Below are 23,158 nucleotides of genomic sequence, written 5' to 3' on the forward strand. Positions count from 1 at the left end.
TATTTTCTAACTTTTTATAGTCTCTCCATCGGCAATCTATCATCTCTGACCTTGCAGATGAAGCAGCATGGAATTCTTCTATTATATTAATCCCTGGATCAGAATGATCAGAATCAGGATTGGAAGCAGTGTCATGAAGTACCACTTCAGCTTGCCGGACATCTTCATGCCTTTTCCGCGGTTGGTCTCTGCAAGATAATTGTCAAATCCCCATCCGCGTCTTGTAACGCAGAATAACAGATAAACCAGTGAACCGCCCGGCAGCAGAATATTGCTGACAAGGAAATCTTCTGTATCCAGAACATCTCTTCCGCCGATCAGATGCAGGCTGCTCCAGATATTATAGCCGAATACACATGGCAGACTGGCGATCAGGATAAGGATACCGTTGCAAAGAACTGCCTTTTTGCGGCTCCATCCAAAGTTATCAATGCAGCCCGCGATCAGGTTCTCAAATACAGCAATAACCGTTGAAAAGCTGGCAAATGTCATAAACAGGAAGAACAATGTTCCCCAGAGTCGGCCGCCTGCCATATTCACAAAGACATTCGGCAATGTCACGAAGATCAGCGACGGACCTGCATCCGGCTGAATCCCGAATGAGAAACATGCCGGGAAAATGATCAGACCTGACATCAGTGCAACAAAGGTATCCAGACCACAGATTCTCACTGATTCTCCGGTGAGCGTTCTGCCGCCCGGCATATAACTGCCGAAAATCTCCATGGCACCGATACCAAGACTCAGGGTGAAGAAGGCCTGATTCATGGCTGCTGTGATCACTTTGCCGATTCCTACATCCGATGCGCGCTTAAAATCCGGCATAAGATAAAAACGCAGGCCTTCGCCGGAACCCGGAAGCACCAGACTATGAACAGCCAGTATAACGATCAAAACAAGGAGTGCCGACATCATAATCTTGGAAATTCTCTCAAGGCCATTCTGCAGGCCAAAACTGCAGACAATAAATCCGGCAATAACTGTAATTGCCATGAATACCGCCATTTCAACAGGATCTGCCAGCAAATTGGAGAATACACTGCCTACAGCATCCGCATCCATTCCGCTTTTGAAACTGCCGGTTATGAATTTGACAAAGTAGCTCAGCATCCAGCCGGATACGGTTGTATAATACATCATCAGCAGCGCACAGCCGATCATACAGAACCAGCCGTGAATGTGCCATTTCTGGCCATCCTTCTCCAGTGCTTTATAAGCCTGAACTGCGCTCTTCTTGCCTGCACGTCCCACTGCCAGCTCCATTGTCAGAACCGGCACGCCCATGCAAAGCAGGAATATCAGATAAAACAAGACAAAGACACCGCCGCCGTTTTGTCCTGCCACATATGGAAAACGCCACACATTGCCAATACCGATAGCACAGCCTGCGCTTACCAGAATAAATCCCAATCGGGACTGAAAATTTTCTCTATTCATACTTCTATTTCCCCTAAGTAAATACTTGATCTCAATCATTCGGTGTCCTTCTCTAAGCCCTGAAATGATCATCCTCTATTGATGGAGCTTTTCTGCCAGTGCCTTTCCGGTTGGCGTTGCTGCCAGTCCTCCTCTGGCCGTCTCCCGCAGATCCGGATGCATCTGATTGCCCACTGCCTTCATGGCGTCCACCACTTCATCAAATGGGATCAGACTTGTGATGCCTGCTAGTGCCATATCGCAGGATACCACTGCATTGGCCGCACCGATGGCATTGCGCTTGACGCATGGACATTCCACCAGCCCTCCCACCGGATCGCAGACAAGGCCCATGACATTCTTGAGTGCCATGGCTGCCGCATGGAAAACCATCTCCGGTGTACCGCCGCAAAGCTCTGTCAATGCACCTGCTGCCATAGCTGCCGCAGAGCCTGTCTCTGCCTGACATCCACCGGAAGCTCCGGCAATACTGGCATTGGAGGCAATCAGGCATCCGATCGCCCCAGCTGTCAGAAGCCCCCGACAAAGCATTTCCTCATCAAAATTTCGTTTCCGGCCGCAGACAAGCAGCACTGCCGGCAAAATACCGCTGGCTCCGGCTGTAGGCGCTGCAACGATCTTACCCATGGAAGCGTTCACTTCAACCACAGCGATGGCTGCTGCCACAATTTCAGCCATTTCCCGGCCCATATTGCTGCTTGCTGCAAAGTGATTTAATTTGACCGCGTCGCCGCCGGTAAAAACACCATGATGCAGATTCTCAGGATCAAGGCCTTTTGTGATGGATGTCTGCATGACCTGCAGATTACTGCGCAGATCCGCCATAATGTCATCCCTGCTTCGTTCGCTGCGCTCCATCTCCCGCCGCAGCATAACTTCACTGACTGACAGTCCTTCTTTTGCGCAGATCTCACACAGCTGCGCACTTCGGATAAATGAATATCTCATAACTTACATACCTCCACAATATCCTGATTCTCACTGCGGATCTGTTCTACCAGACAATCCTCGACTTCTCCGTCAGTTTCGATCACCATGCAGGCATTCTGCCATCTTGAGTTTCGAAATACCTTCATAAAAGCGATATTGATCTCATGCTCCGCCAGTACACCGGTGACGCTGCTGATGACGCCGGGTCTGTCCTGATGAAAAATAAGCAATGTCGGATAATCACAGCCAAAGGAAACATCCATTCCGTTAATCGACTGAATCTCAATATTGCCGCCGCCGATGGAGGCTCCGGTCATATGAATGGTTCTGCCGTCTTCGTTTTCAAAAACAATTCCTGCTGTATTGGGATGCTTCATTTCTTCATCAGAAAATTCTACCCGGATATCTCTGCCCCATTCTTTGGCCAGCTGCGGTGCGATCCTTAATCTGTCATCATCCGGTGCAAAGCCCAGAAGTCCTGCTACAACTGCTTTATCTGTACCATGCCCTTTGCCTGTTTCCGCAAAAGAACCATATAAAGTCACAACGGCCTTTTTTACGCAGCCCCCTGCCATACGGCTGGCCACATAACCAATTCTCGCGGCCCCGGCTGTGTGGGAACTGGATGGACCGATCATCTGCGGTCCGATCAGATCAAATAATCCATATTCTTTCATGTTTGCTCCATTTCATTTTCTGTCACGTTACTCTGTCATAGTAAGAGCTGCCTCTGAATCGTAATATGATTATTCATCAGGGCAGCTCTTGCCTTATCTCTAGTCTCTCTTATTCCGTCATGTTGATACAATGCAGCTGTTCAACAATGCTGTTCAACAATTATAGTGACCAAAACATCGACTGCTGCATCCCGATACAAATTAATCTTCAATCTGAGCCAGTGCCTGCGCAAGGTCTGCGATGAGGTCTTCTTTATCCTCAAGACCGCATGAAATACGCACAAGGCCTGCCGGTACACCTGCTGCCGCTAACTGCTCATCACTCATCTGACGATGCGTGGATGTTGCAGGATTCAGGCAGCATGTTCTGGCATCAGCCACATGTGTCTCAATAGCTGCCAGTTTCAGATGCTTCATAAATGTCTCCGCTGCTTTACGGCCGCCCTTTAACTCAAAGGAAACAACACCACAGCCGCCCTTTGGCATATACTTCATAGCACGTTCGTGGTATTTATCACTCTCAAGACCCGGATAATTCACATAAGCCACCTGCGGCTGCTTCTCAAGGAATTCGGCCACAGCCTGACCATTCTCCACATGACGCGGCATACGCACATGCAGGGATTCCAAACCGAGATTCAGGATAAATGCATGTTGCGGAGACTGGATGCATCCAAGATCTCTCATAAGCTGTGCTGTACACTTTGTGATAAAAGCGCCCTCTTTGCCGAACTTCTCAGCATAGGTGATGCCATGATAAGAATCATCCGGTGTACAAAGTCCCGGGAACTTCTCAGCATTGGCCATCCAGTCAAAATTACCGCTGTCAACGATGGCACCGCCCACAGCTGCACCGTGGCCGTCCATGTACTTCGTCGTGGAATGTGTCACAATATCTGCACCCCATTCAATCGGACGGCAGTTGACCGGTGTCGGAAATGTATTGTCCACGATCAGCGGCACATGATGGGCATGGGCTGCCTTCGCAAACTTCTCGATATCAAGAACAGTCAGTGCCGGGTTGGCGATGGTCTCGCCGAAAACAGCCTTTGTGTTCTCTTTGAATGCCGCATTCAGCTCTTCTTCTGTGCAATCCGGAGAAACAAATGTTGCTTCAATGCCCATCTTCGCCATTGTCACAGAAATCAGATTGAATGTACCGCCGTAAATGGATGAAGATGATACGATATGATCACCCGCCTGACAGATATTAAACAGGGCAAAGAAGTTGGCTGCCTGTCCTGAAGATGTCAGCATTGCTGCTGTACCGCCTTCCATGTCTGCAATCTTGGCTGCAACATAATCATTGGTCGGATTCTGAAGCCTTGTGTAAAAATAACCGGATGCTTCCAGGTCAAATAACTTACCCATGTCTTCACTTGTATCGTACTTGAAAGTGGTGGACTGTACAATCGGGATCTGTCTCGGTTCACCGTTGCCAGGTCTGTAGCCTGACTGGACACATTTTGTATTCATTTTGTAATCACTCATACTTATACCTACCTTTTTCTAACAAAACATCCCTTTTATTGTATCACTTCCAATTGCAGACTACAATGAAAACCATTATAAATCATAAAGTTTGGTATATTTTTCTGTCAAATAATCCGTATAAAATGTCGGATCAAAATCACCGCAGGCATTCTTCACGATTTCACCCGGAGTCAGCAGGCTTCCATACTGATGGACCTTCTCTTTCAGCCATGCAGATACCCCTGTCAGTTTGCCCGCACGCACTTCCTCCCACACAGGGAAATCCTTTTCCATATTGCAAAGCATCTGCGCACCATAGGCACTGCCGAGGGCATAGGATGGAAAATACCCGAAAGAACCGCCGGACCAATGGGAATCCTGCAGACATCCTCTCCTGTCATCCGGCACATCCACACCAAGATATTCTTTATAAAGACGATTCCAAACCTCAGGAATATCCTTCACTTCAAGACTGCCGTCAATAAGCTGCTTCTCAATCTCGTAACGCACCATCACATGCAAAGAATAGGTAAGCTCATCAGCCTCTGTCCGGATCAATGATGGCTGTACTTTATTCACCGCACAGTACATCTGCTCTGCTGTCACATGCTTTAACTGTTCTGGGAAAAATTCCTGCATTTTCGGGAAAATCGCTTTCACAAAAGGCAGTGACCGTCCGATAATATTCTCATAGAATCTGGACTGACTCTCATGAACCCCCATGGATACGCCGCCGGTCAGACAGGTGTATTGCAGATCATCACGGATACCCAGCTCATATTTGGCATGACCACCCTCATGAATCACGGAATACATGGAATCCACCACATTATCCTCTTTGTAATTGGTTGTGATACGCACATCTTTATTATTAAATTCCAGTGTAAACGGATGCTCTGTCTCGCCGATGGTACAGTGACCTCTGTCCAGTTCCATCACTTCCATCAGATAGTCAGAAAACTTCCGCTGAACTTCCACTGGATAATGCAGATGCAGAAAACTGTCATCAATCTGCGTTTTCTCACCGATGGCATGAATAAGGGGTACCAGACGCTCCCGGACTGTCTCAAAGAATGTATCCAGAAAGGCCATATCCGCACCACGCTCATATTCATCCAGCAGTGCATCATACGGCTTTTTGCTGCTGTCATAATAACCCGCAAACTTTCGGTTATAGGCAACCAGTTTCTCCAGTACCGGAGCAAAAAGTGCAAAATCACTGGTCTCCTTTGCTCTGTGCCACACATCACTGGCCTCATTGGTCAGCATGGCGTAATCCATATATTCATCCGCCGGAATTCTGGACAAACGGTCATAGCTTCTCTTTAATTCTTCCACCTGTCTCTGCTCCACAAAAGACAGATTCTCCTTCTGATCCGCCAGAAATTCCAGTAATTCCCCTGTTTCCGGTGCTGTCATCAGCTTCTGGCTCTCTCCTGCCAGAATACCAAGGGCCACACCTCTGCCCTCCGATGTATCCTTCGGTGCCACTGTCACACTATCCAGATACAAAGACGATGATGCTGTCTGGTAAGCATATAACTTCTTCTGAAGCAGACCAAGCTGCTCTAAAGCATTCTTTAACTCCATTATTAACTCCTTTTTTAATATTTTTGAGTCATTCAGTTTCTTCGTTTCAATCACGAAAACATCCAACTGCACAGCTTTTATATTATTACAAATCTTGTTTCTCGTGAACGCTTTCATAAGCAGGTGCTTCCGGCACGGCCAGTACTTAGGCAGTGTCTTTTACTGCCTTATGTACTGCTGCCAGTGACGGGCAGTGAAAACGGCCTGCTTTGAATCGTTCACGAGAAACAAATATTGTCTAAAATATGCAGTTGGATGTTTACATTTATTTCGTAAACTTCGAGTGGCTCAGGAAATTCTCACTCTTGATGGTTTTCAGCATGGACTCCGCATTCAGATCAAAGGCTTTCTGCGGCCATCCGCCCTTCTTCTCCGGTCTCCAGAACACCGCTTCCATTGCTTTTAACTGCTCTTCCGGTGTCTCATTGTCTCTGATAATCTCCAGAATCCTGCTCTTCGCAGCAGTCAGACCATCCTCAAACCACTGCCACAATTCCGGTGTTGTCTCTCCCACTTCTCCGTAATGGGTCAGCCACAACTTCTTTGCCCCGCTGTTTCTGCAGCTGTCAATACTCTTCATCGCTTCCTCGCAACTGACAAGGAACTGCGGCATATAATCTTCCTCTGTATTGATGCTGCCGATGGTTTCGGAAGCCAGCAGATCATGACCGTCAATCAGATAGGACAGACAATCCTTTGTATGCCCTACTGTCTTGATTGACTGCACACAGACATCTCCCACATTAATCGTCTCGCCGCCGATCAGCATCTGATCCAGCTGAATCCCACGGGTAGAATAATCATCCGGCAGTACCGCATCATTTAACTGTGCTGCACTGGCTGACAGTTCATGAATCAATCGTTTCGCTGATAGCTTTGAAAGGACGTGTCCTGCATAGGCTGCACCAAATACCATGGCATCCGGCCAATACTTCTTGATCACCGGCAGGGCTCCCACATGGTCATAATGGGAATGGGTCAGAAAAACTGCATCAATCGGTCTGTCCCCGATAATTTCTTTAATCTTCTCAACCGTTTTCTCACCGTACCATGCCATGCCCGGATCAAACAGCGCCGTATTCTTCTCTCCCACTGCCAAATGGCAGGAACCCAATATCTCATCATTTAAATAGTAAAACTGACTCATTTCTATTATCCCCTTTTTATTTTTTATCTCAATCATTGATTGTTGACTGAACGAATATCTTTTCTGCTAATTCTTTAAAACGATTTTTTGCCCTTTCATATGTCAATGAATCAGAAATCAACTTGAGAGTTGTTTCCTTGTAGTCATTTTTATAAAAATCTTCATCACATATTTTATGAATTAATTCCAAAACATTAACATCCAATGGAGCTGCCGGTGCAATGCTCGTTCCCATTCCGATTCGATGATTACGGACTTCTCCCACAAGTTTAAGAAAATTATCATCTATTGCAATGCACTCAGATAATTTATATATATCATACAGGTGTCTTGAATTTCTATGTGTTTTTCCCTGCAAGTAATAATCACATACCGCAAATACTTTATCAATAAGTGTACGACTTATTGATTGCACTCTCATTGGAAATGGCTTCAAACCATAATCTACAACAAATTCTTTTTCCTCCTTTCCAAGTGCCGTAAATATGTAATTGTACAGTTCTTTTTCTTCTGTAGGGAATGCGTAAGACATTAACGATGTTTCCAACTTAACATATGGCGGAACAGCATTAATTATCCTATTTCCGACAACTGATTCATAATAGAAATCATAGTGATTAAGGTTCTTATCGCTTTCTACATACTTAAAATTACGAATTTCTAATCTTAATTTATCCGCAATTGGTCTTAAAATATTATATTTTAATTTTTTACGTCTCGCTTCTCCCAAATGTTCTGTAAATGTAATATCTATATCTTCTGAGAAACGATCAATTACATGAAATGCTTTTGAAAGAGATGTCCCGCCTTTAAAAACAACTGGGTACTCGATACGAGACAACATTTTCAGTATCATCGTAACATAATAATCTTTTTCAACGATATCCTCACTAACATTCAATTTTTGAGAAGTTAACAAAATTGCATCTCTGAATAATTCTCGATTTTCTTTATGCAAGTACATGATCCAATTCCAATTCATAATAAAATTTAAATGTTGACAATGGGTACTTTCTAATATAACAATCTACATCTTTTCTTTTTATTCCATGAATCGATATATACTCAGCAAACTTTTCTTTAGCATCTGCATATGAATAATCCAGGTATTCATCCAGGTTTTTCAACAGTTCCAACATCTGCAGTACATATACATTTTCCTTTGTAATCGGTACTACTGGCTTTCTCACATAGAATCGCCTGTTTCCTATCTTGACCTCACGGTTTGAAGAATGCGTATTATTACTTACTATTTCAACGACTCTTGGAACCTGAGTAGTTATTCCTATCTGGTTAGCAAAAGAATTACCGCCGTAAAATCCGTCAATATTATTACCCTTAGATATGAACCGATATCTGGCCACCATATCCGCATTTGGTCCGACTGTAGATTTAAGCATAGTCATCTTAGGAATATAATACACGCCCGTATCATATTTCATCAGCAGTCCTTTTGCACAAAGTACTCTTAATTGCTGATTCAAAGCAGATTTTGTTATATCCTCTCTTTCCAAATCCGAAAAGAAAATAGGCTCTGCTTCTTTATAATGACTTTTGATATATTCATACAGCATTCTTCTTCCTCCTATTTCTTAATGCTTTAGATTTTTATTTTCTATTTTATTTAGTTTTATTATATTCCTTACCACATATGATGTCAATTATATTCTTTCCATTAACATTATTTTGATTCTTTATTGAATCATTATACTCCTCAGCTATTGTATATAAAATGAGAAGCCTCATTTTATAAGGCTTCCCAACATCATTTTTCTTGCATTTCTACAAATCCTAGCGGATCGCCCTCTGACTTCAGGAAATGCAGCAACATATACGCACACATCATGGCGACATTCTCTTCTTTTAAAATGCGACAAACTTCTTTTTTATCTGCCAGCACAACCTGAATGTCCTCTGAGCTTTCTTCAAACCGGTTATCCGGCACGCCGGAAGCATAGCCATAGACCATTCCGCAGGCTTCATCCGTCATACCGACTGTTGTAAATCTCGGCTTTGTATACATATCATCCGCCGGAATCACCTGCAAATGAAGTCCTGTTTCCTCATGAAATTCTCTCACGGCCGCATCCGTCATCGCCTCCCCGGGCTCCACAAGTCCCGCCGGAAATTCATATACATAATCTCCCAGTGGATAACGATACTGTTTCACCAGCACCACCTGGTCTTTTTGTTCACCATACACACTGTAAATACTCACACCATCCGGGTCATTTCTGTGAGTCACCGCTTTCAAATCATCCGCTGACTTCGCACGGGAAGCCACATAATACTCCGATGCTTCGCCATTGCGGTGGCGTACATCCATACAAAACAAATTCAGAAAACGATGCTGCGTTTCCTGAAAAATTTTTGTTATTCTTTTTTGATTATTTTTTTCTATTTTCATAAATACTCAGCCTTTATAACCACCAGTCATTTTACCTGTTTGCTGCTTGCAAGATGCCATCATCAATATTTTTAACTCTATATTTTCAATTCATCTATAAATTATATGATACCATACATGTGCGTTTTTAACAATTTAAATAAACCATTCATTTCAGACAAACAAATTTCTCTCTGTATGCTGAAATGAATGGTTTATTTTAGTTTATTCTAATTCAAACGCTCCCGTATACAACTGATAATATTTACCTTTCTCGGCGATCAGTTTTTCGTGGTTGCCTCGCTCGATGATACGACCATGTTCAAGTACCATGATCACATCGGAGTTCTTGACTGTTGACAGACGATGGGCGATGACGAAAACGGTACGGCCGTGCATCAGGGCATCCATACCCTTCTGAACGATGGCTTCTGTTCTTGTATCAATGGAGGATGTTGCCTCATCCAGAATCATAACCGGCGGATCCGCAACGGCTGCTCTCGCAATAGAGATCAGCTGACGCTGGCCCTGGGAAAGTCCACTTCCGTCGCCTTCAAGGACTGTCTGATAGCCATCCGGCAGCATTCGGATAAAGCCGTCTGCGTTGGCCAGCTTTGCCGCCGCAATACATTCTTCATCTGTGGCATCCAGCTTGCCGTATCGGATATTGTCCATGACTGTACCTGTAAACAGGTTGACATCCTGAAGCACCACACCCATGGAACGGCGCAGATCGTCTTTCTTGATCTTGGTAATGTTGATGCCGTCGTAGCGGATTTTGCCGTCCGCAATATCATAGAAACGGTTGATCAGGTTCGTGATAGTTGTCTTGCCGGCACCTGTTGCACCGACGAAAGCCACCTTCTGACCCGGTTCTGCATAGAGGTTAATATCATGAAGCACCAGCTTATTTTCTTCATAACCAAAGTCCACATGTTCCATGACGACATCACCTTTTAATTCCTCATACGTCAATGTACCGTCGCTGTGGGGATGCTTCCAAGCCCAGAGACCTGTTCGTTCTTTGCATTCTATAAGCTCACCATTTTCACGCTTCGCATTGACAAGGGTTACATAACCATGGTCTTCTTCTGATTCTTCATCCAGCAATTCAAAAATACGTGTTGCACCGGCCAGGGCCATGATTACCGCGTTTAACTGCTGGGAAACCTGTGCGATTGGATTAATAAAACTCTTTGACATGGTCAGGAAGGACGCAATTGTACCAAGTGTCATCACGCCGGCACCTGTCAGACTGATATTTGTCACACCGGCAATGGCAAGACTGCCGCCGACAAGCGCCAGCAATACATAAAGAATATTGCCCATATTGCCCATAATCGGCATCAGAATATTGGCATAAGTATTGGCCGTTGTCATGCTGTCACAAAGCTCCTGATTTTTCTTATCAAAAACGGCCTTGGCTTCTTCTTCATGACAGAATACCTTGACCACCTTCTGGCCGTTGATTATTTCCTCGATATAGCCATTGACATCACCGATATTCTGCTGCTGTTTAATAAAGTAGACACTGCTCTTTCCGGCAATGGATTTGACCACTTTTAAAATCAGGAAAAGGAACACAATGATAAATAATGTCATCCACAAGCTCAGATACAGCATGGAAATAAACACGGCAACAATTGTGACACAGGAAGACAACAGCTGCGGCAAGCTCTGAGAAAGCATCTGACGCAGGGCATCTGTATCGTTCGTATAATGACTCATCACATCACCATGTGTATGCGTATCAAAATACTTGATTGGCAGTGTCTGCATATGTGCAAACATATCATCTCGGATCTTCTTTAAAATACCCTGGGAAATGACAGCCATGGTTCTGTTATAGATAAAGCTGGCCAGAATACCGATCACATAAATGCATGCCATCTGTATAATGGCTCGGAATAACGCATCAAATACAGGATTGGCTTCAAGAAGAAGCGGGGAAATGTAATCATCTATCAATCTCTGAATAAACAGGGAAGACATGACATTGGCGATTGCACTGAGCAAAATGCAGATAACAACCAAAATGACACGCGTTTTATAAACACTCAGATAGCCCAGAAGCCGCTTTAATGTATTCGGGTTCACCTGTGGTCTTGACGGTTTCTTATTCATTGTCATCTCCTCCTTTCTTCTGTGATTCATATACTTCGCGATAAATATCAGAGGACTGCATCAATTCTTCGTGACGGCCGATGGCTTTGATCTCGCCCTCATCCAGAACAATGATCTGATCTGCTTCTTCAACAGATGATACACGCTGCGCAATAATAATCTTTGTTGTGTCTGGAATTTCTTCCGCAAATGCTTTACGAATCGCTGCATCCGTTTTCGTATCAACTGCACTTGTAGAGTCATCAAGAATCAGGATCTTCGGCTTCTTCAAAAGTGCTCTTGCAATACAAAGTCGCTGTTTCTGACCACCGGATACATTCGTACCACCCTGTTCAATATACGTATCATAGCCATCCGGAAAAGTCTGCACAAATTCATCTGCACAGGCCAGACGGCAGACACGCTGGATTTCCTCATCTGTGGCATTTTCATCACCCCAACGAAGATTTTCCTTGATCGTACCCGAGAAAAGGACATTCTTCTGCAGAACCATGGCCACTTCATTACGAAGACTTTCGATATCATAATCACGAACATCCACATCACCCACAAGGACGCGGCCCTCTGTGACATCATAAAGTCTCGGAATCAGCTGAACAAGACTGGATTTTGATGATCCCGTACCACCGATCACACCAATCGTCTGACCGGAGCGTATATTCAGATTCACATGATTAAGTACCGGCTTATCTGCCTTTCTGTTATAGGAAAAAACAACATCTTCAAACTGAATATCACCGTTCTTTACTTCATGAACCGGATTCTCCGGATTCTTCAATGTGCTTTCCTCAGAAAGCACTTCGCAGACACGCTCTGCGGATGAACGAGCCATAATGATCATAACAAAGACCATAGACAGCATCATCAAACTCATCAGAATCTGCATTGTGTAAGTAAAAAGGCTCATGAATTCACCGGTAGAAAGTCCAAGTGCTTCATCACCGCCGCAGGCCACAATCGCTCTGGCACCCAGCCAGCAGATCAACAGCATACAGGTATAAACAGCCAGCTGCATCAACGGCATATTAAAGGCCAGAATCTGTTCTGCTTTGACAAAATTCTTGTAAATATTATCGGAAACCTGATCAAACTTTCCAACCTCATGATCTTCACGGGTAAAGGATTTCACAACACGAATACCATACAGATTCTCCTGAACAATCGCATTCAGTCGGTCATAGGTCTTAAACACCCTCTCAAAAATCGGATGCACTTTCATGATAATCCCATAAAGGCCAATACCAAGAATCGGCACAGTGATCACATAAATTAATGACAGCTGTGCATCAATTTTGAAAGCCGCAAACAGCGCACAGACAAGCATGATCGGGCTTCTGACTGCAATTCGGATAATCATCTGGAAGGCCATCTGAATATTGGTAATATCTGTCGTCATACGTGTGACAAGACCGGCAGTCGAAAACTTATCAATATTGGCAAAGGAAAACTCCTGTACCTTATAATAGATATCCTGACGCAGGTTCTTTGCAAAACCGGACGAAGCCTGTGCTGCAAATTTTCCTGAAATGGCACCGCAGAACAATGAAATCATCGCCACTGCAAGCAAAATCAATCCATACTTCCATATAACGCCCATATCTCCCTGATCGATACCTTCATCGATCAGTTTTGCCATGATCAGTGGAATCATAATCTCAAAAAAGACTTCCAACGCCACTGTCACAGGAGACATGATCGTCTGTTTCTTGTATTGCCGGATACTTCCGGCCAGCGTTTTAATCATACAAATAATCCTCCTATCTCTATCTAGCTAGCCGCATCTGTCAAATAAGGACGGCTTATTCTTCTAACATGTTATCTGCAACTCTCTTTAATAAATGCATAAGTGTATGAAACTCTTCATCCGACAGCCCGTTCCTGATCCTGTTTTCAAGCTCTATTCTCTCCACCGCTGCATTGGCGTTGATCTCTCGTCCTTCCTCAGTCAGAACAAGCCGCTTCAATCTGGCATCACTGGAAACACTTTCCCTTCGGAGCAGTCCTTTGCTCTCCATGCCCTTTAACACTTTTGAAACCGTTGACCTGGTCACACAAAATTTTTCTTCTATATCTTTCTGATAAATCTCTTCATTCTCATGGTCTGCCAGGTATCCGAGAATCCAGCCATTGGATCCTGTAATCTTATGAACCTTACTCATATAGATATTACTATCGGCCTTTCTGCGGATCATCGTCGCTGTACGAAGAATCAACAGACCTAACTCTTCCCTGCAGGGCAGGTCCTTTCTGCACATTACATAGCTCCTTTCTGAATATCTTTGTTCTGTATGCATTTTGTTTTCAAAAAACTGTTGCATATCAAACTGTTTTACGTTCAACATTATACAGCGATTGTTTTTTTATGTCAATACCCCTGTGAAATGAATGCAAAAAAAAGGAAGAGATGTCTCCCTTCCTTATCTTTAATTCAACAGTATCCTGTCATTATCAAATTCTTCTTTTTTCTTCTCTGAATACATATCCAGCAGATCAGAAACTGTCATATGCTCCCTTTCCTCTTCCTTGATATCGAAGATAATCGCACCAGAATCCAGCATAATGGTTCGGCTGCCTGTTGTCAGTGCCTGCCCCATATTGTGGGTGATCATCAGAGTCGTCAGATTGCGCTCACGGACGATATCATTGGTTATGGCCATCACCTTCTCAGCCGTGGCCGGATCCAGAGCCGCCGTATGTTCATCCAGAAGCAGCAGCTTCGGTGTCACGATTGTACTCATCAGAAGTGTTACAACCTGTCTCTGTCCACCTGACAGAAGTCCGATCTTCGTAGCCATACGGTCTTCCAGTCCCATGTCAAAACGTTTCAGTGCTTCACGAAACATCTCCCGATCCTTCTTTGTAATGGCAAATCGGAAAAGGCCTTTTGTATTCTTGGAATAAGCCAATGCCAGATTCTCCTCGATGGTCAGGTTCGGTGCAGTCCCCTTCATCGGATCCTGAAACAGGCGTCCGATGGAAGCTGAACGCTGATGCTCCGGCAAGTAAGAAATATTCTTCCCATCCAGAATCACACTGCCCTCATCCAGAAGAAAATTACCGCAGATGGCATTGAATAATGTGGATTTACCGGCACCATTGGAACCGAGGATTGTCACAAATTCTCCTTGTTTCAGGGACAGATTCAGATGATCCAGTGCCTTATGTTCATTTGGTGTGCCTTTTGCAAAGGTCTTTGATGCATTGATGACTTTCAGCATATTTATCTTCCTCCTTTGCTTTCTCTCATGCCGTTTCTCTTTAACCTGTCATTGGCCATTTTCACTTTGATGGCCGGAACAGCCAGGGCGATTGTAACAATGATAGCTGAAATCAGTTTCAGCATATAGGCCGGGAACATATCGGACTTGGTTGCCAGGGCAATAATATAACGGTATACAATAGAACCCACAATGGCTGAAATAAACCCGATCATCAGACTTCTGTGACCGAAGAAAGCTTCACCAATAATAACGGAAGCCAGACCGACAACAAGGATACCGACGCCGGAGTTGATATCCGCAAAACTCTGATACTGAGCAATCAGACCACCGCAAAAAGCGATGCATGCATTGCTGATGGACAGTGCGACCATCTTCACCGCATCCACATTAATGGAAGATGCACGGACCATATCGGCATTATCACCGGTGGCACGAATGGAAAGTCCAAGGGATGTCTTAAAAAATACTGTTAACAACACCGTAACGATCACAACTGCCACAACGGCAACAAATAACTTCGCCACATCCTTAGACATAAATGGAAAAACTTTCAGGCACAATGTAAAAATCGTATCGTTGTTGAGCAGTGTCACGTTGGAGGCACCACCCATGACAAACAAGTTGATTGAATAAAGTCCGCTCATTGTCAGGATACCTGCCAGAACAGGATGAATATCCAGTTTCGTCTGAAGGAATCCTGTCACGCTGCCGGCCAGCGCACCTGCGGCTAACGCACCCACAAGTCCCAGCAGCGGATGGCCTGCAGCTGTCAATATCGAAGATGCTGCCAGACCGAAAGTAAAACTGCCTTCCGTTGTCAGATCGGGAATATTCAATATTCTAAAACTGATATAGATGCCAAGCACCATGATACTGTAAAGAAAACCAAGCTGCAAAGAGCCAATCAATAAAGTCATACTTTTCTACGTCCTTTTCATATTTTATCTTTTTTTGACTTTACCCCCTGCTATTGCAGAGGGTAAAATGCATTTCTTCTATATATAATATATCATTCAGGATAACTTTGCAATCCTACTGTGCATCATCTACGAAAGTAGCTGTGTTCTTCACATCATCCGATAACGCAATGCCCAGTGCTTCAAGCGTCTGATTGTTGATGACTGTTGCTGATGCAGGAACAACGACTGCAGGAATATCTGCAACTGCTGTGCCGTCAAGAATCTGTACTGCCATATCTGCACTCATGGCACCGATGCCCTTATCGCTGATAGCAACTGTTGCAAATGCACCAGATTCAACGGTTGTTGCTGAACTGCAGTATACTGGAATCTTGGCATCTCTTGCCACTTCTGATACAAGTGTCATGCCGGCCTGAATGACAGAATCATTCGGAACAAACATGGCATCAACGCTGCCTACTAATGACTGAGCGGCCTGCTGAACTTCTGAAGAGTTCGTCACGGTTGCTTCCTTGTAAGAAAGGCCATTGGCATCACAGTATTCCTTGGCTGCTTCAATTGTATCCACAGAATTTACTTCGCTTGTGCAGTACAGGAAACCAAATGTCTTGCAGTCCGGTGTCAGCTGATTGCTCAGTGCGAAAATATCAGAAACAGGGATTGCATTGGATGTACCTGTTGCATTCTTGTCCGGATGATCCATATCTGTGATAACGCCTGCTGCTACAGGAGCAGAAACAGCGATAAATACAACCGGTGTATCTGTTTCAAGATTGACCATTGCCTGTGTAGCAGGTGTAGCAATTGTACAAACCAGATCATAGCTTCCGTCTGCCATAGACTGGGCGATTGTCTGAAGGTTTGTTGCATCGCCCTGTGCACACTTGTAATCCACTGTCAGTTTATCTTCTGTATAGCCTTTTGCCTGAAGTTCTTCAATAAAGCCTTCACGCATGTCGTTAAATGCGCCATTCTCAATCAACTGGATGATACCTACTGTATAACTGCCATCGGCCTTCGCGCCTTCGGAATCAAGCGCCTCTGATGCTTCAGATGCTGCCTCGGAAACGGCTGCTTCTGTCGTCGCCGCCTTCGTCTCCTGTGTGGAAGAAGAACCACAACCTGCCAGTGTCATTGCTGTCATCGCCAAAATACATACTGCTGATAATAACTTTTTCATGAAAATTACCTCTCTTTCAATCTTTCCTTAAAATACAGGCTTTTCTATGAGGAGTTTGCTTCACAGTCAGAACACACAGATTGTTTTATCTGCAAATCATTTGCAGTTGGCGCCTCGGGAAAAGTTCCCATAAAACAAAAAAATCCGCCCTATGCAAAGGACAGATATATCTGCGGTACCACCTTTATTGATTATAAAATCCACTCATCATGAAAATGCCAACACATTCTCTACCGTTAACGCCGGTCTACGTCCTCAGATACTCCGCATCATATTCAATGCCTTTCCCCTGGCCCTCAACGGTCCATTTGCTCACCAGCGTCTCCACAGGTTCTCAGCTCCTCCTGCTCTCTGTACGGTGCTTATGTGAACGTTATCTCCGTCTCAAAAGTTTGATTTAATTTTAGCATATAATTTCAGAATGTCAACCCTATTTTTGATAAATTATCACTTTAAACGGATAAACTTTTGTGTAAAGTCAGCATCTACCTTGCGGCTATCACTCCTACGCCAATTTATACGCCTTTTAGGCAAAGTGACAGGCTACCTGATGTCCCGTCCGAATCGGTTTTAAAACCGGAGCCTCCTGTCTGCAGATATCTTTTGCCTGACTGCATCGATTGCAGAAAACGCAGCCTTTGATCTCTCCTGTCGGGCTCTGTGCTTCTCCTTCAAGAACATAAATATCCTTATCCGGGTCATCATAAATTGAAAAGACAGACCCTAACAGTGCTTTTGTATATGGGTGACGGGCATGCATTCGGAAGGCTGCTCCGTTCATGATTTCGACAATTCGTCCAAGGTACATGACAACAACCTGCTGGCTGAAATTCTCCACAAGGGCAAGGTCGTGACTGATAAACAAAATCGCATAGTTTGTTTCATCCTGATGCTCCTTCAAGAGTGCCATGATTTCCTGCTGAATAGACACATCCAGAGCACTGGTGGCCTCATCACAGATCAAAACCTCCGGATGCAGTGCAATGGCTCTTGCAATGGCAATTTGCTGCAGCTCGCCTCCGGACAGCTGATGGGGATATTTGTCAAAATATTCCTCACCGAGATAAACACGTTTCAAGGAATAATATGCCATCTCTCTGGCTTCTTTTTTACTCTTCTTTTCGAAATGGATCCAGGGCTCCATCAAAAAAGTACCGATCTTCATTCGCGGACTGAATACATTGGCCGGATCCTGAAAAATCATCTGGACATTTCTGCGGTACTCACGGAGTTTTTCCCCCCGCAGTGCAATATTCCGGCCATTCTGCATCCCGCCAATAGGCTCATTTTTATAATAGATCATCCCATCTGTCACCGGTTCAAGCAGCGTTACCATCCTGGCCAGCGTACTTTTACCGCAGCCTGATTCACCCACAATGGCTGTGCAGATGCCTTTATGCAAAGACAAACTCACATTATCAACCGCACGAAGGGTTTTATGATAGCGCAAATCAAATGTCTTACTTACATTTTCCAAACGTATAATTTCCCGATTATTCTCCATCTGTCTCTCCCTGCAATTTCGGTACAACTGTCAGCAATTTCTTCGTGTAATCATTCTCTGGATGATAAATCACCTGTTCTCTCGTTCCGAATTCCTTTAACTCCCCGTTTTGCATCACCGCAATGTAGTCTGCCATCTTGGATGCAACCCCCATATTATGGGTAACGATAACAATAGCTGTTCCCATCTTATCACGCAGATCCATCATCTGCTTGACTACCTGAGCCTGAACCGTTACATCCAATGCACTGGTAGGCTCATCCGCCAGCAGCAATTTCGGGTTCATGCTCATCGCCATGGCAATGGCCACACGCTGTTTCATACCGCCGGACAGCTGAAAAGGATAGGCATTCATCACATGCTTTGTATCCGGCAGTTTCAAGGTTGCCAGCATTTTCTTGGCGATTTCATAGCCCTGCTTTTTTGTCATGGACTGATGACACCGCAGCGTCTCAACATACTGATCGCAGACCTTTCGCCTCGGATTCAGATAATCACCGGCATTCTGAAAAATCATGGCCATGCCCTCCCCACGGACATGACGCAGCTCTTCTGCCGTCATCGCCGCCATATCTTTTTCACCAAAAAGGATCTGTCCCGATGCCAGCTCTCCGCCTGCGGGCAGCAATCCGATGGCAGCACGGATGAGCGTTGACTTGCCGCTTCCGGATTCCCCGACGATGGCAACAATTTTTCCCTCAGGCACAGCAAAACTGACATGTTTTACTGCTTCTTTTGTATTCTGATAAATAATACTGACATCCCTCAGTTCCAAAACGTTCATCCCGTGCTCCTCCTTTTAAGGATTAAAATTCATTCGTATTTTGTAACTGTTCAGAGCCAAGCAAAATTTCAAAAACAGGTATAAAATGCTTGCATTTTTAAGTCTGTTTTTGAAATTTTATTTGGCGGATACGCCACACCGACGAAATGCGTAGCATTTTGGAGGTTAGCTCTGAACAGATACCCTATTTTTACTCTACGGTAATATCTTTTGTGATAAAGTAATAATCCGCCACCGGCTGATTGGCATTTTTCACCTTTGCCGCTGAAACCATATTCAGATAGGAATTGGTCAGAAACAGATTGGCTGCATCATCATTGAGCACCTGTGATGCCTCAGCGGCCAGTGCATAACGGTCTTCTGTCTTAAATGTCTCAGACATCTTTCTGACAATTTCATCAATCTTGTCATCCTGGAAACCGGTCAGATTCTTTTTGCCGGATGTGCCAAGTCCTGTATACATTGTCTCAAGCCAGATCTGCGGATCGCCTGTCGGTGCAGAATTATCATTGGCTGTATACAGATCAAAATTGCCCTGTGTCTGGTAATCAGAAAGATTTTCGACAGAAAGAATTTCCATATGGATACCGACATTTTTCAGATCAGACTGAACAGCGGTTGCAAGAATAGCTGAATCTGCGGAGCCATGATCAGAAGCCTGAAGATAATTCAGCACTAATTCAGAACCATCCGGCATTTCACGGTAACCATCGTTGTTCACATCCTTATAACCGGCATTGTCAAGAATCTCTGCTGCTTTTGCCTCATCATATGTATAGGCTGTGATCGTGTCATTGCCAAACGGTGTGGAATCTGAGTAGGCGCTGTGTGCGGCACTTCCCCCGATCAAATCGGCATAGGCATCCCTGTTCACCGCATAAGAAACCGCTTTGCGCAGTTCAAGATCATGCAGCGGACTCGTCTCTGCCTGATTCATATACGCCACATTGACACGCGGACTGATGATGGATGAGACATTGTAGGCTTCATTGTCTGTAAACAGAGTCACACTTGTATTGTCAATTGTATTTGTCAGATCAATTTCCCCTGACTGGATAGCCATCGCTCTGGCATCGGCGTCCGCAATCTGTGTCACTGTAATGCTATCAAGACCGGCTGTGCCATCCCAATAGGTTGGATTCGCCGCAAGCGTGACTGTCTGTTCAGGTGTAAAACCGCTGACCACATAAGGGCCTGTGCAGACAGGCGCTGTCTGAATCGTTTCTTCACTTTCAGTTGTATCGATAATATCAAATACCGGCTCAACGAGATTGTTTAGAAGGGCAGCATTGGCTTCTGTCGTTTTAATCGTCAGATCCTGTCCATTGGCCTCCATACTGTCAACCTTCAGATATTCTGCCGCACGGTCATTCATGGAAATTGCCCGCTCAATCGACGCTTTTACCGCTTCTGCATCCACGGCCTTGCCGTTACTGAACATCACGCCTTCACGAATATGAAACTTCCATGTCGTTTCATCTACATTCTCCCATGAATCTGCCAGGCAGGCCTCCACCTTCAGTTCATCATTCAGCTTCACAAGCGATTCGCCCACACCAAGACGACTCAGAACCCAGCCATTATAGTTGTTTGCCGGATCCAGATCTGAGGCAATCCAGAAAAATGCCACATTAATATGCTTGCCATCCTCTGCCTCTTGTGTTCCCTTTGTCTGTCCTTCAGCACTTTCCGTTGTCTGATTTGCGGCTGAATCCGCTGTCTTCGCTGACTGGCTGCCGCCACATCCTGATAAGATACCGCAGGCCATCGTAAATGCCATTGCAATCGCAGCAATTTTACTTAATTTTCCCTTTTTCATATATAAATTCTCCCTTCAACATATCTTTATTACTCTATAGCCGTTCATTTTGCTTTCTATAATTAAAACCCACGCATCACTCTTCGAAGGCTATCTGTGCCTTTTTCCTATGATGAATAATGAAGGGCCTCAATTTTCCTTCGGATCCAGTATGTCTCTTAAACTATCTCCTAAAAGATTAAATACAATCACTGTTATAAAAATCGCCAATCCAGCAAACAGCATGATCCATGGTGCTGTCTGCAAATATGATTTGCCCTCGTAGAGCATATAGCCCCATTCCGGTGTCGGCGGCTGTGAAGCCAGACCGAGGAACGACAGACCGGCCAGAGCCAGCATCATGCCGCCCACATCCAAGGTCGCCATAATGACCACTTGGGGAACGATATTCGGCAGTACATATCGGAACAGAATCCCTGCTGTTCCGACACCGCCGAACCTTGCTTCGGTAATGTAATCCTTGGTACGAATGACGGAAGCCAGTCCTCTGGCCATTCTTGCGTACTTCGTCCACCAGACAAAAGACAGGGCAATCACTGTATTCAAAAGTCCCGGTCCCATCATTCCCACAATAGCAATGGCAAAAACCGTGTCCGGAAATGCCAGCAGAATATCCGTCAGACGCATGATCACTGTATCCAGAAGTCCGCCGAAGAATCCCGATACAATGCCGATCACCGTTCCCAACACGGATACAATTGCAATCATGATAAAGGTTAATATAAAGGAATTGCCCGCACCGTACAAAATTCTTGACAGCACATCTCTGCCCACATTGTCTGTACCAAACAGATGGCTGCCGCCCGGCGCGGATAATTTAGCCGCATAATCAGTTGCCAGCGGATCATAAGGTGCAAAATATTTGCCGAAAAAAGCAATAAAAAGGACAACTGCAACTGCTGCAAGGCAGCAATAAAACCGGAGCCATTTGCCTTTCTCTGTCTTTGCCGGTCTGAACCAGGATTTTCGTGGCTGCGACTTTCTCTCTCTCAGGCGGATTTTCGTGGCTTCACTCATTTAATCCACCCTCTTTCTCAGTCGAATCTGAGGGTCCAGACATCTGTAAGAGATATCGACGATCAGATTCACTGTCACATAGATAATCGCCATCCAGATGACATATCCCTGGATCAGCGGATAATCTCTGACACGGATAGCTTCCACAACCATGTTGCCGATACCCTGCCAGGAAAAAATCGTTTCAATAATCGCCGCACCGCCCAGCAGATGTCCCACTGACAAGCCAAGCAGTGTAATGATCGGAAGGATGGCATTCGGCAGCACATGCCCCCAGATAATCCTGTGCTCCGGTATGCCTCTGGCTCTTGCACCGATCACATAGTTGGCATTCAATTCCTCCAGAAGTGCCGCACGAATCTGTCTGGCATAACTGGAGATCATCGGAATTGTCAGGGTAGCAACCGGAAGGATCATTCCCCCAATCGAATCCGTGCTGACAACCTTAAACCACCCCAGCCGAACTGCAAATATATACATCAGCAAAAGCGCCAGCCAGAAATTCGGCATCGAGACACCGAAGAATGACAGGAAACGTATGATATAATCTGCCGTTTTATTCTTCTTAACCGCAGAAAGAACACCTAACGGAAAAGAAATCAGAATCACAACAACAAGAGAAACCCCCGCCAGCTTCAAGGTCATCGGCAATTTCCTGGTCATCTGCGTCAATACAGATTCACCGAACTTGGAGGATTCCCCCAGGTCGCCGTGCAGGACATTGCCAAGCCACCGTCCGTACTGGATAAGCACCGGATCATTCAGCCCCATCTCTTCCCTGGTCTTTTCAAGCAGCTCTGATGACGGCATCATGCCCATGGAAACATATTTCATCTCCGCCGCATCACTGGGTGCTGCCTGAGTGATCATAAAGGTTAGAAAGGTTACTCCCAGAAGGACAACCACAAGCTGTACCAGTCTTTTTAATATGTATTTGACCATTCCATGT

At 44.9% G+C, this 23,158-nt stretch carries 20 protein-coding genes; all 20 read right to left on the reverse strand.

Annotated elements, in window-relative coordinates:
• Positions 1-81: 81 nt before the first annotated feature.
• Positions 82-1,437, reverse strand: coding sequence for a sodium-dependent transporter (locus HED67_RS13605; protein WP_221718635.1), 1,356 nt, complete (start codon positions 1,435-1,437; stop codon positions 82-84).
• Positions 1,438-1,512: 75 nt separating this feature from the next.
• The gene (gene sdaAA, locus HED67_RS13610; protein WP_221718636.1) at positions 1,513-2,385 is read right to left on the reverse strand and encodes an L-serine ammonia-lyase, iron-sulfur-dependent, subunit alpha; all 873 of its coding nucleotides are present in this window, start codon (positions 2,383-2,385) and stop codon (positions 1,513-1,515) included.
• On the reverse strand, positions 2,382-3,044 hold the full coding sequence (sdaAB, locus tag HED67_RS13615; RefSeq protein WP_221718637.1) for an L-serine ammonia-lyase, iron-sulfur-dependent subunit beta: 663 nt from the start codon (positions 3,042-3,044) through the stop codon (positions 2,382-2,384). The genes sdaAA and sdaAB overlap by 4 nt, the downstream gene beginning before the upstream one ends.
• A gap of 201 nt (positions 3,045-3,245) precedes the next feature.
• Positions 3,246-4,535, reverse strand: coding sequence for an O-acetylhomoserine aminocarboxypropyltransferase/cysteine synthase family protein (locus HED67_RS13620; protein ID WP_178441663.1), 1,290 nt, complete (start codon positions 4,533-4,535; stop codon positions 3,246-3,248).
• A gap of 75 nt (positions 4,536-4,610) precedes the next feature.
• The gene (locus tag HED67_RS13625; protein WP_221718638.1) at positions 4,611-6,107 is read right to left on the reverse strand and encodes a carboxypeptidase M32; all 1,497 of its coding nucleotides are present in this window, start codon (positions 6,105-6,107) and stop codon (positions 4,611-4,613) included.
• Positions 6,108-6,372: 265 nt separating this feature from the next.
• Positions 6,373-7,254, reverse strand: coding sequence for an MBL fold metallo-hydrolase (locus HED67_RS13630; RefSeq protein ID WP_221718639.1), 882 nt, complete (start codon positions 7,252-7,254; stop codon positions 6,373-6,375).
• 28 nt (positions 7,255-7,282) lie between these two features.
• Complete coding sequence (locus HED67_RS13635; protein ID WP_221718640.1) at positions 7,283-8,218, reverse strand: nucleotidyl transferase AbiEii/AbiGii toxin family protein; 936 nt, start codon at positions 8,216-8,218, stop codon at positions 7,283-7,285.
• Positions 8,205-8,828 (reverse strand): DUF6088 family protein, encoded by a 624-nt coding sequence (locus tag HED67_RS13640; RefSeq protein ID WP_221718641.1) that lies wholly within the window; start codon positions 8,826-8,828, stop codon positions 8,205-8,207. Before HED67_RS13640 ends, HED67_RS13635 begins: the two co-directional genes overlap by 14 nt.
• A gap of 191 nt (positions 8,829-9,019) precedes the next feature.
• On the reverse strand, positions 9,020-9,661 hold the full coding sequence (locus tag HED67_RS13645; protein ID WP_221718642.1) for an NUDIX hydrolase: 642 nt from the start codon (positions 9,659-9,661) through the stop codon (positions 9,020-9,022).
• Positions 9,662-9,865: 204 nt separating this feature from the next.
• Positions 9,866-11,764 carry an ABC transporter ATP-binding protein gene (locus tag HED67_RS13650; RefSeq protein WP_221718643.1) on the reverse strand — a complete coding sequence of 633 codons (1,899 nt, stop codon included), beginning with the start codon at positions 11,762-11,764 and terminating at the stop codon, positions 9,866-9,868.
• Complete coding sequence (locus HED67_RS13655) at positions 11,757-13,508, reverse strand: ABC transporter ATP-binding protein (protein WP_221718644.1); 1,752 nt, start codon at positions 13,506-13,508, stop codon at positions 11,757-11,759. The genes HED67_RS13650 and HED67_RS13655 overlap by 8 nt, the downstream gene beginning before the upstream one ends.
• A 55-nt stretch (positions 13,509-13,563) precedes the next feature.
• Complete coding sequence (locus HED67_RS13660; protein ID WP_246612242.1) at positions 13,564-14,019, reverse strand: MarR family winged helix-turn-helix transcriptional regulator; 456 nt, start codon at positions 14,017-14,019, stop codon at positions 13,564-13,566.
• Positions 14,020-14,187: 168 nt separating this feature from the next.
• Complete coding sequence (locus HED67_RS13665; protein ID WP_221718645.1) at positions 14,188-14,982, reverse strand: ABC transporter ATP-binding protein; 795 nt, start codon at positions 14,980-14,982, stop codon at positions 14,188-14,190.
• Positions 14,983-14,984: 2 nt separating this feature from the next.
• Entirely contained in the window at positions 14,985-15,902 is a 918-nt protein-coding gene (locus tag HED67_RS13670; protein WP_221718646.1) for an ABC transporter permease, read from the reverse strand.
• Positions 15,903-16,017: 115 nt separating this feature from the next.
• On the reverse strand, positions 16,018-17,085 hold the full coding sequence (locus HED67_RS13675) for an ABC transporter substrate-binding protein (RefSeq protein ID WP_221718647.1): 1,068 nt from the start codon (positions 17,083-17,085) through the stop codon (positions 16,018-16,020).
• A 526-nt stretch (positions 17,086-17,611) separates the two neighbouring features.
• Positions 17,612-18,589: an ABC transporter ATP-binding protein gene (locus HED67_RS13680; RefSeq protein ID WP_221718648.1), complete on the reverse strand. Its 978-nt coding sequence runs from the start codon at positions 18,587-18,589 to the stop codon at positions 17,612-17,614.
• Positions 18,579-19,373 carry an ABC transporter ATP-binding protein gene (locus HED67_RS13685; RefSeq protein WP_178439812.1) on the reverse strand — a complete coding sequence of 265 codons (795 nt, stop codon included), beginning with the start codon at positions 19,371-19,373 and terminating at the stop codon, positions 18,579-18,581. Before HED67_RS13685 ends, HED67_RS13680 begins: the two co-directional genes overlap by 11 nt.
• 190 nt (positions 19,374-19,563) lie before the next feature.
• A complete protein-coding gene (locus HED67_RS13690) occupies positions 19,564-21,192 on the reverse strand; it encodes an ABC transporter substrate-binding protein (protein WP_221718649.1) in 1,629 nt (542 codons plus the stop codon).
• 129 nt (positions 21,193-21,321) lie between these two features.
• A complete protein-coding gene (gene nikC / locus HED67_RS13695; RefSeq protein ID WP_178439806.1) occupies positions 21,322-22,209 on the reverse strand; it encodes a nickel transporter permease in 888 nt (295 codons plus the stop codon).
• A complete protein-coding gene (gene nikB / locus HED67_RS13700; RefSeq protein WP_221718650.1) occupies positions 22,210-23,151 on the reverse strand; it encodes a nickel ABC transporter permease in 942 nt (313 codons plus the stop codon).
• Between the last annotated feature and the right edge of the window lie 7 nt (positions 23,152-23,158).

This window comes from Pseudocoprococcus catus, from assembly GCF_019734885.1.
Taxonomy (GTDB): Bacteria; Bacillota; Clostridia; order Lachnospirales; family Lachnospiraceae; genus Coprococcus_A; species Coprococcus_A catus.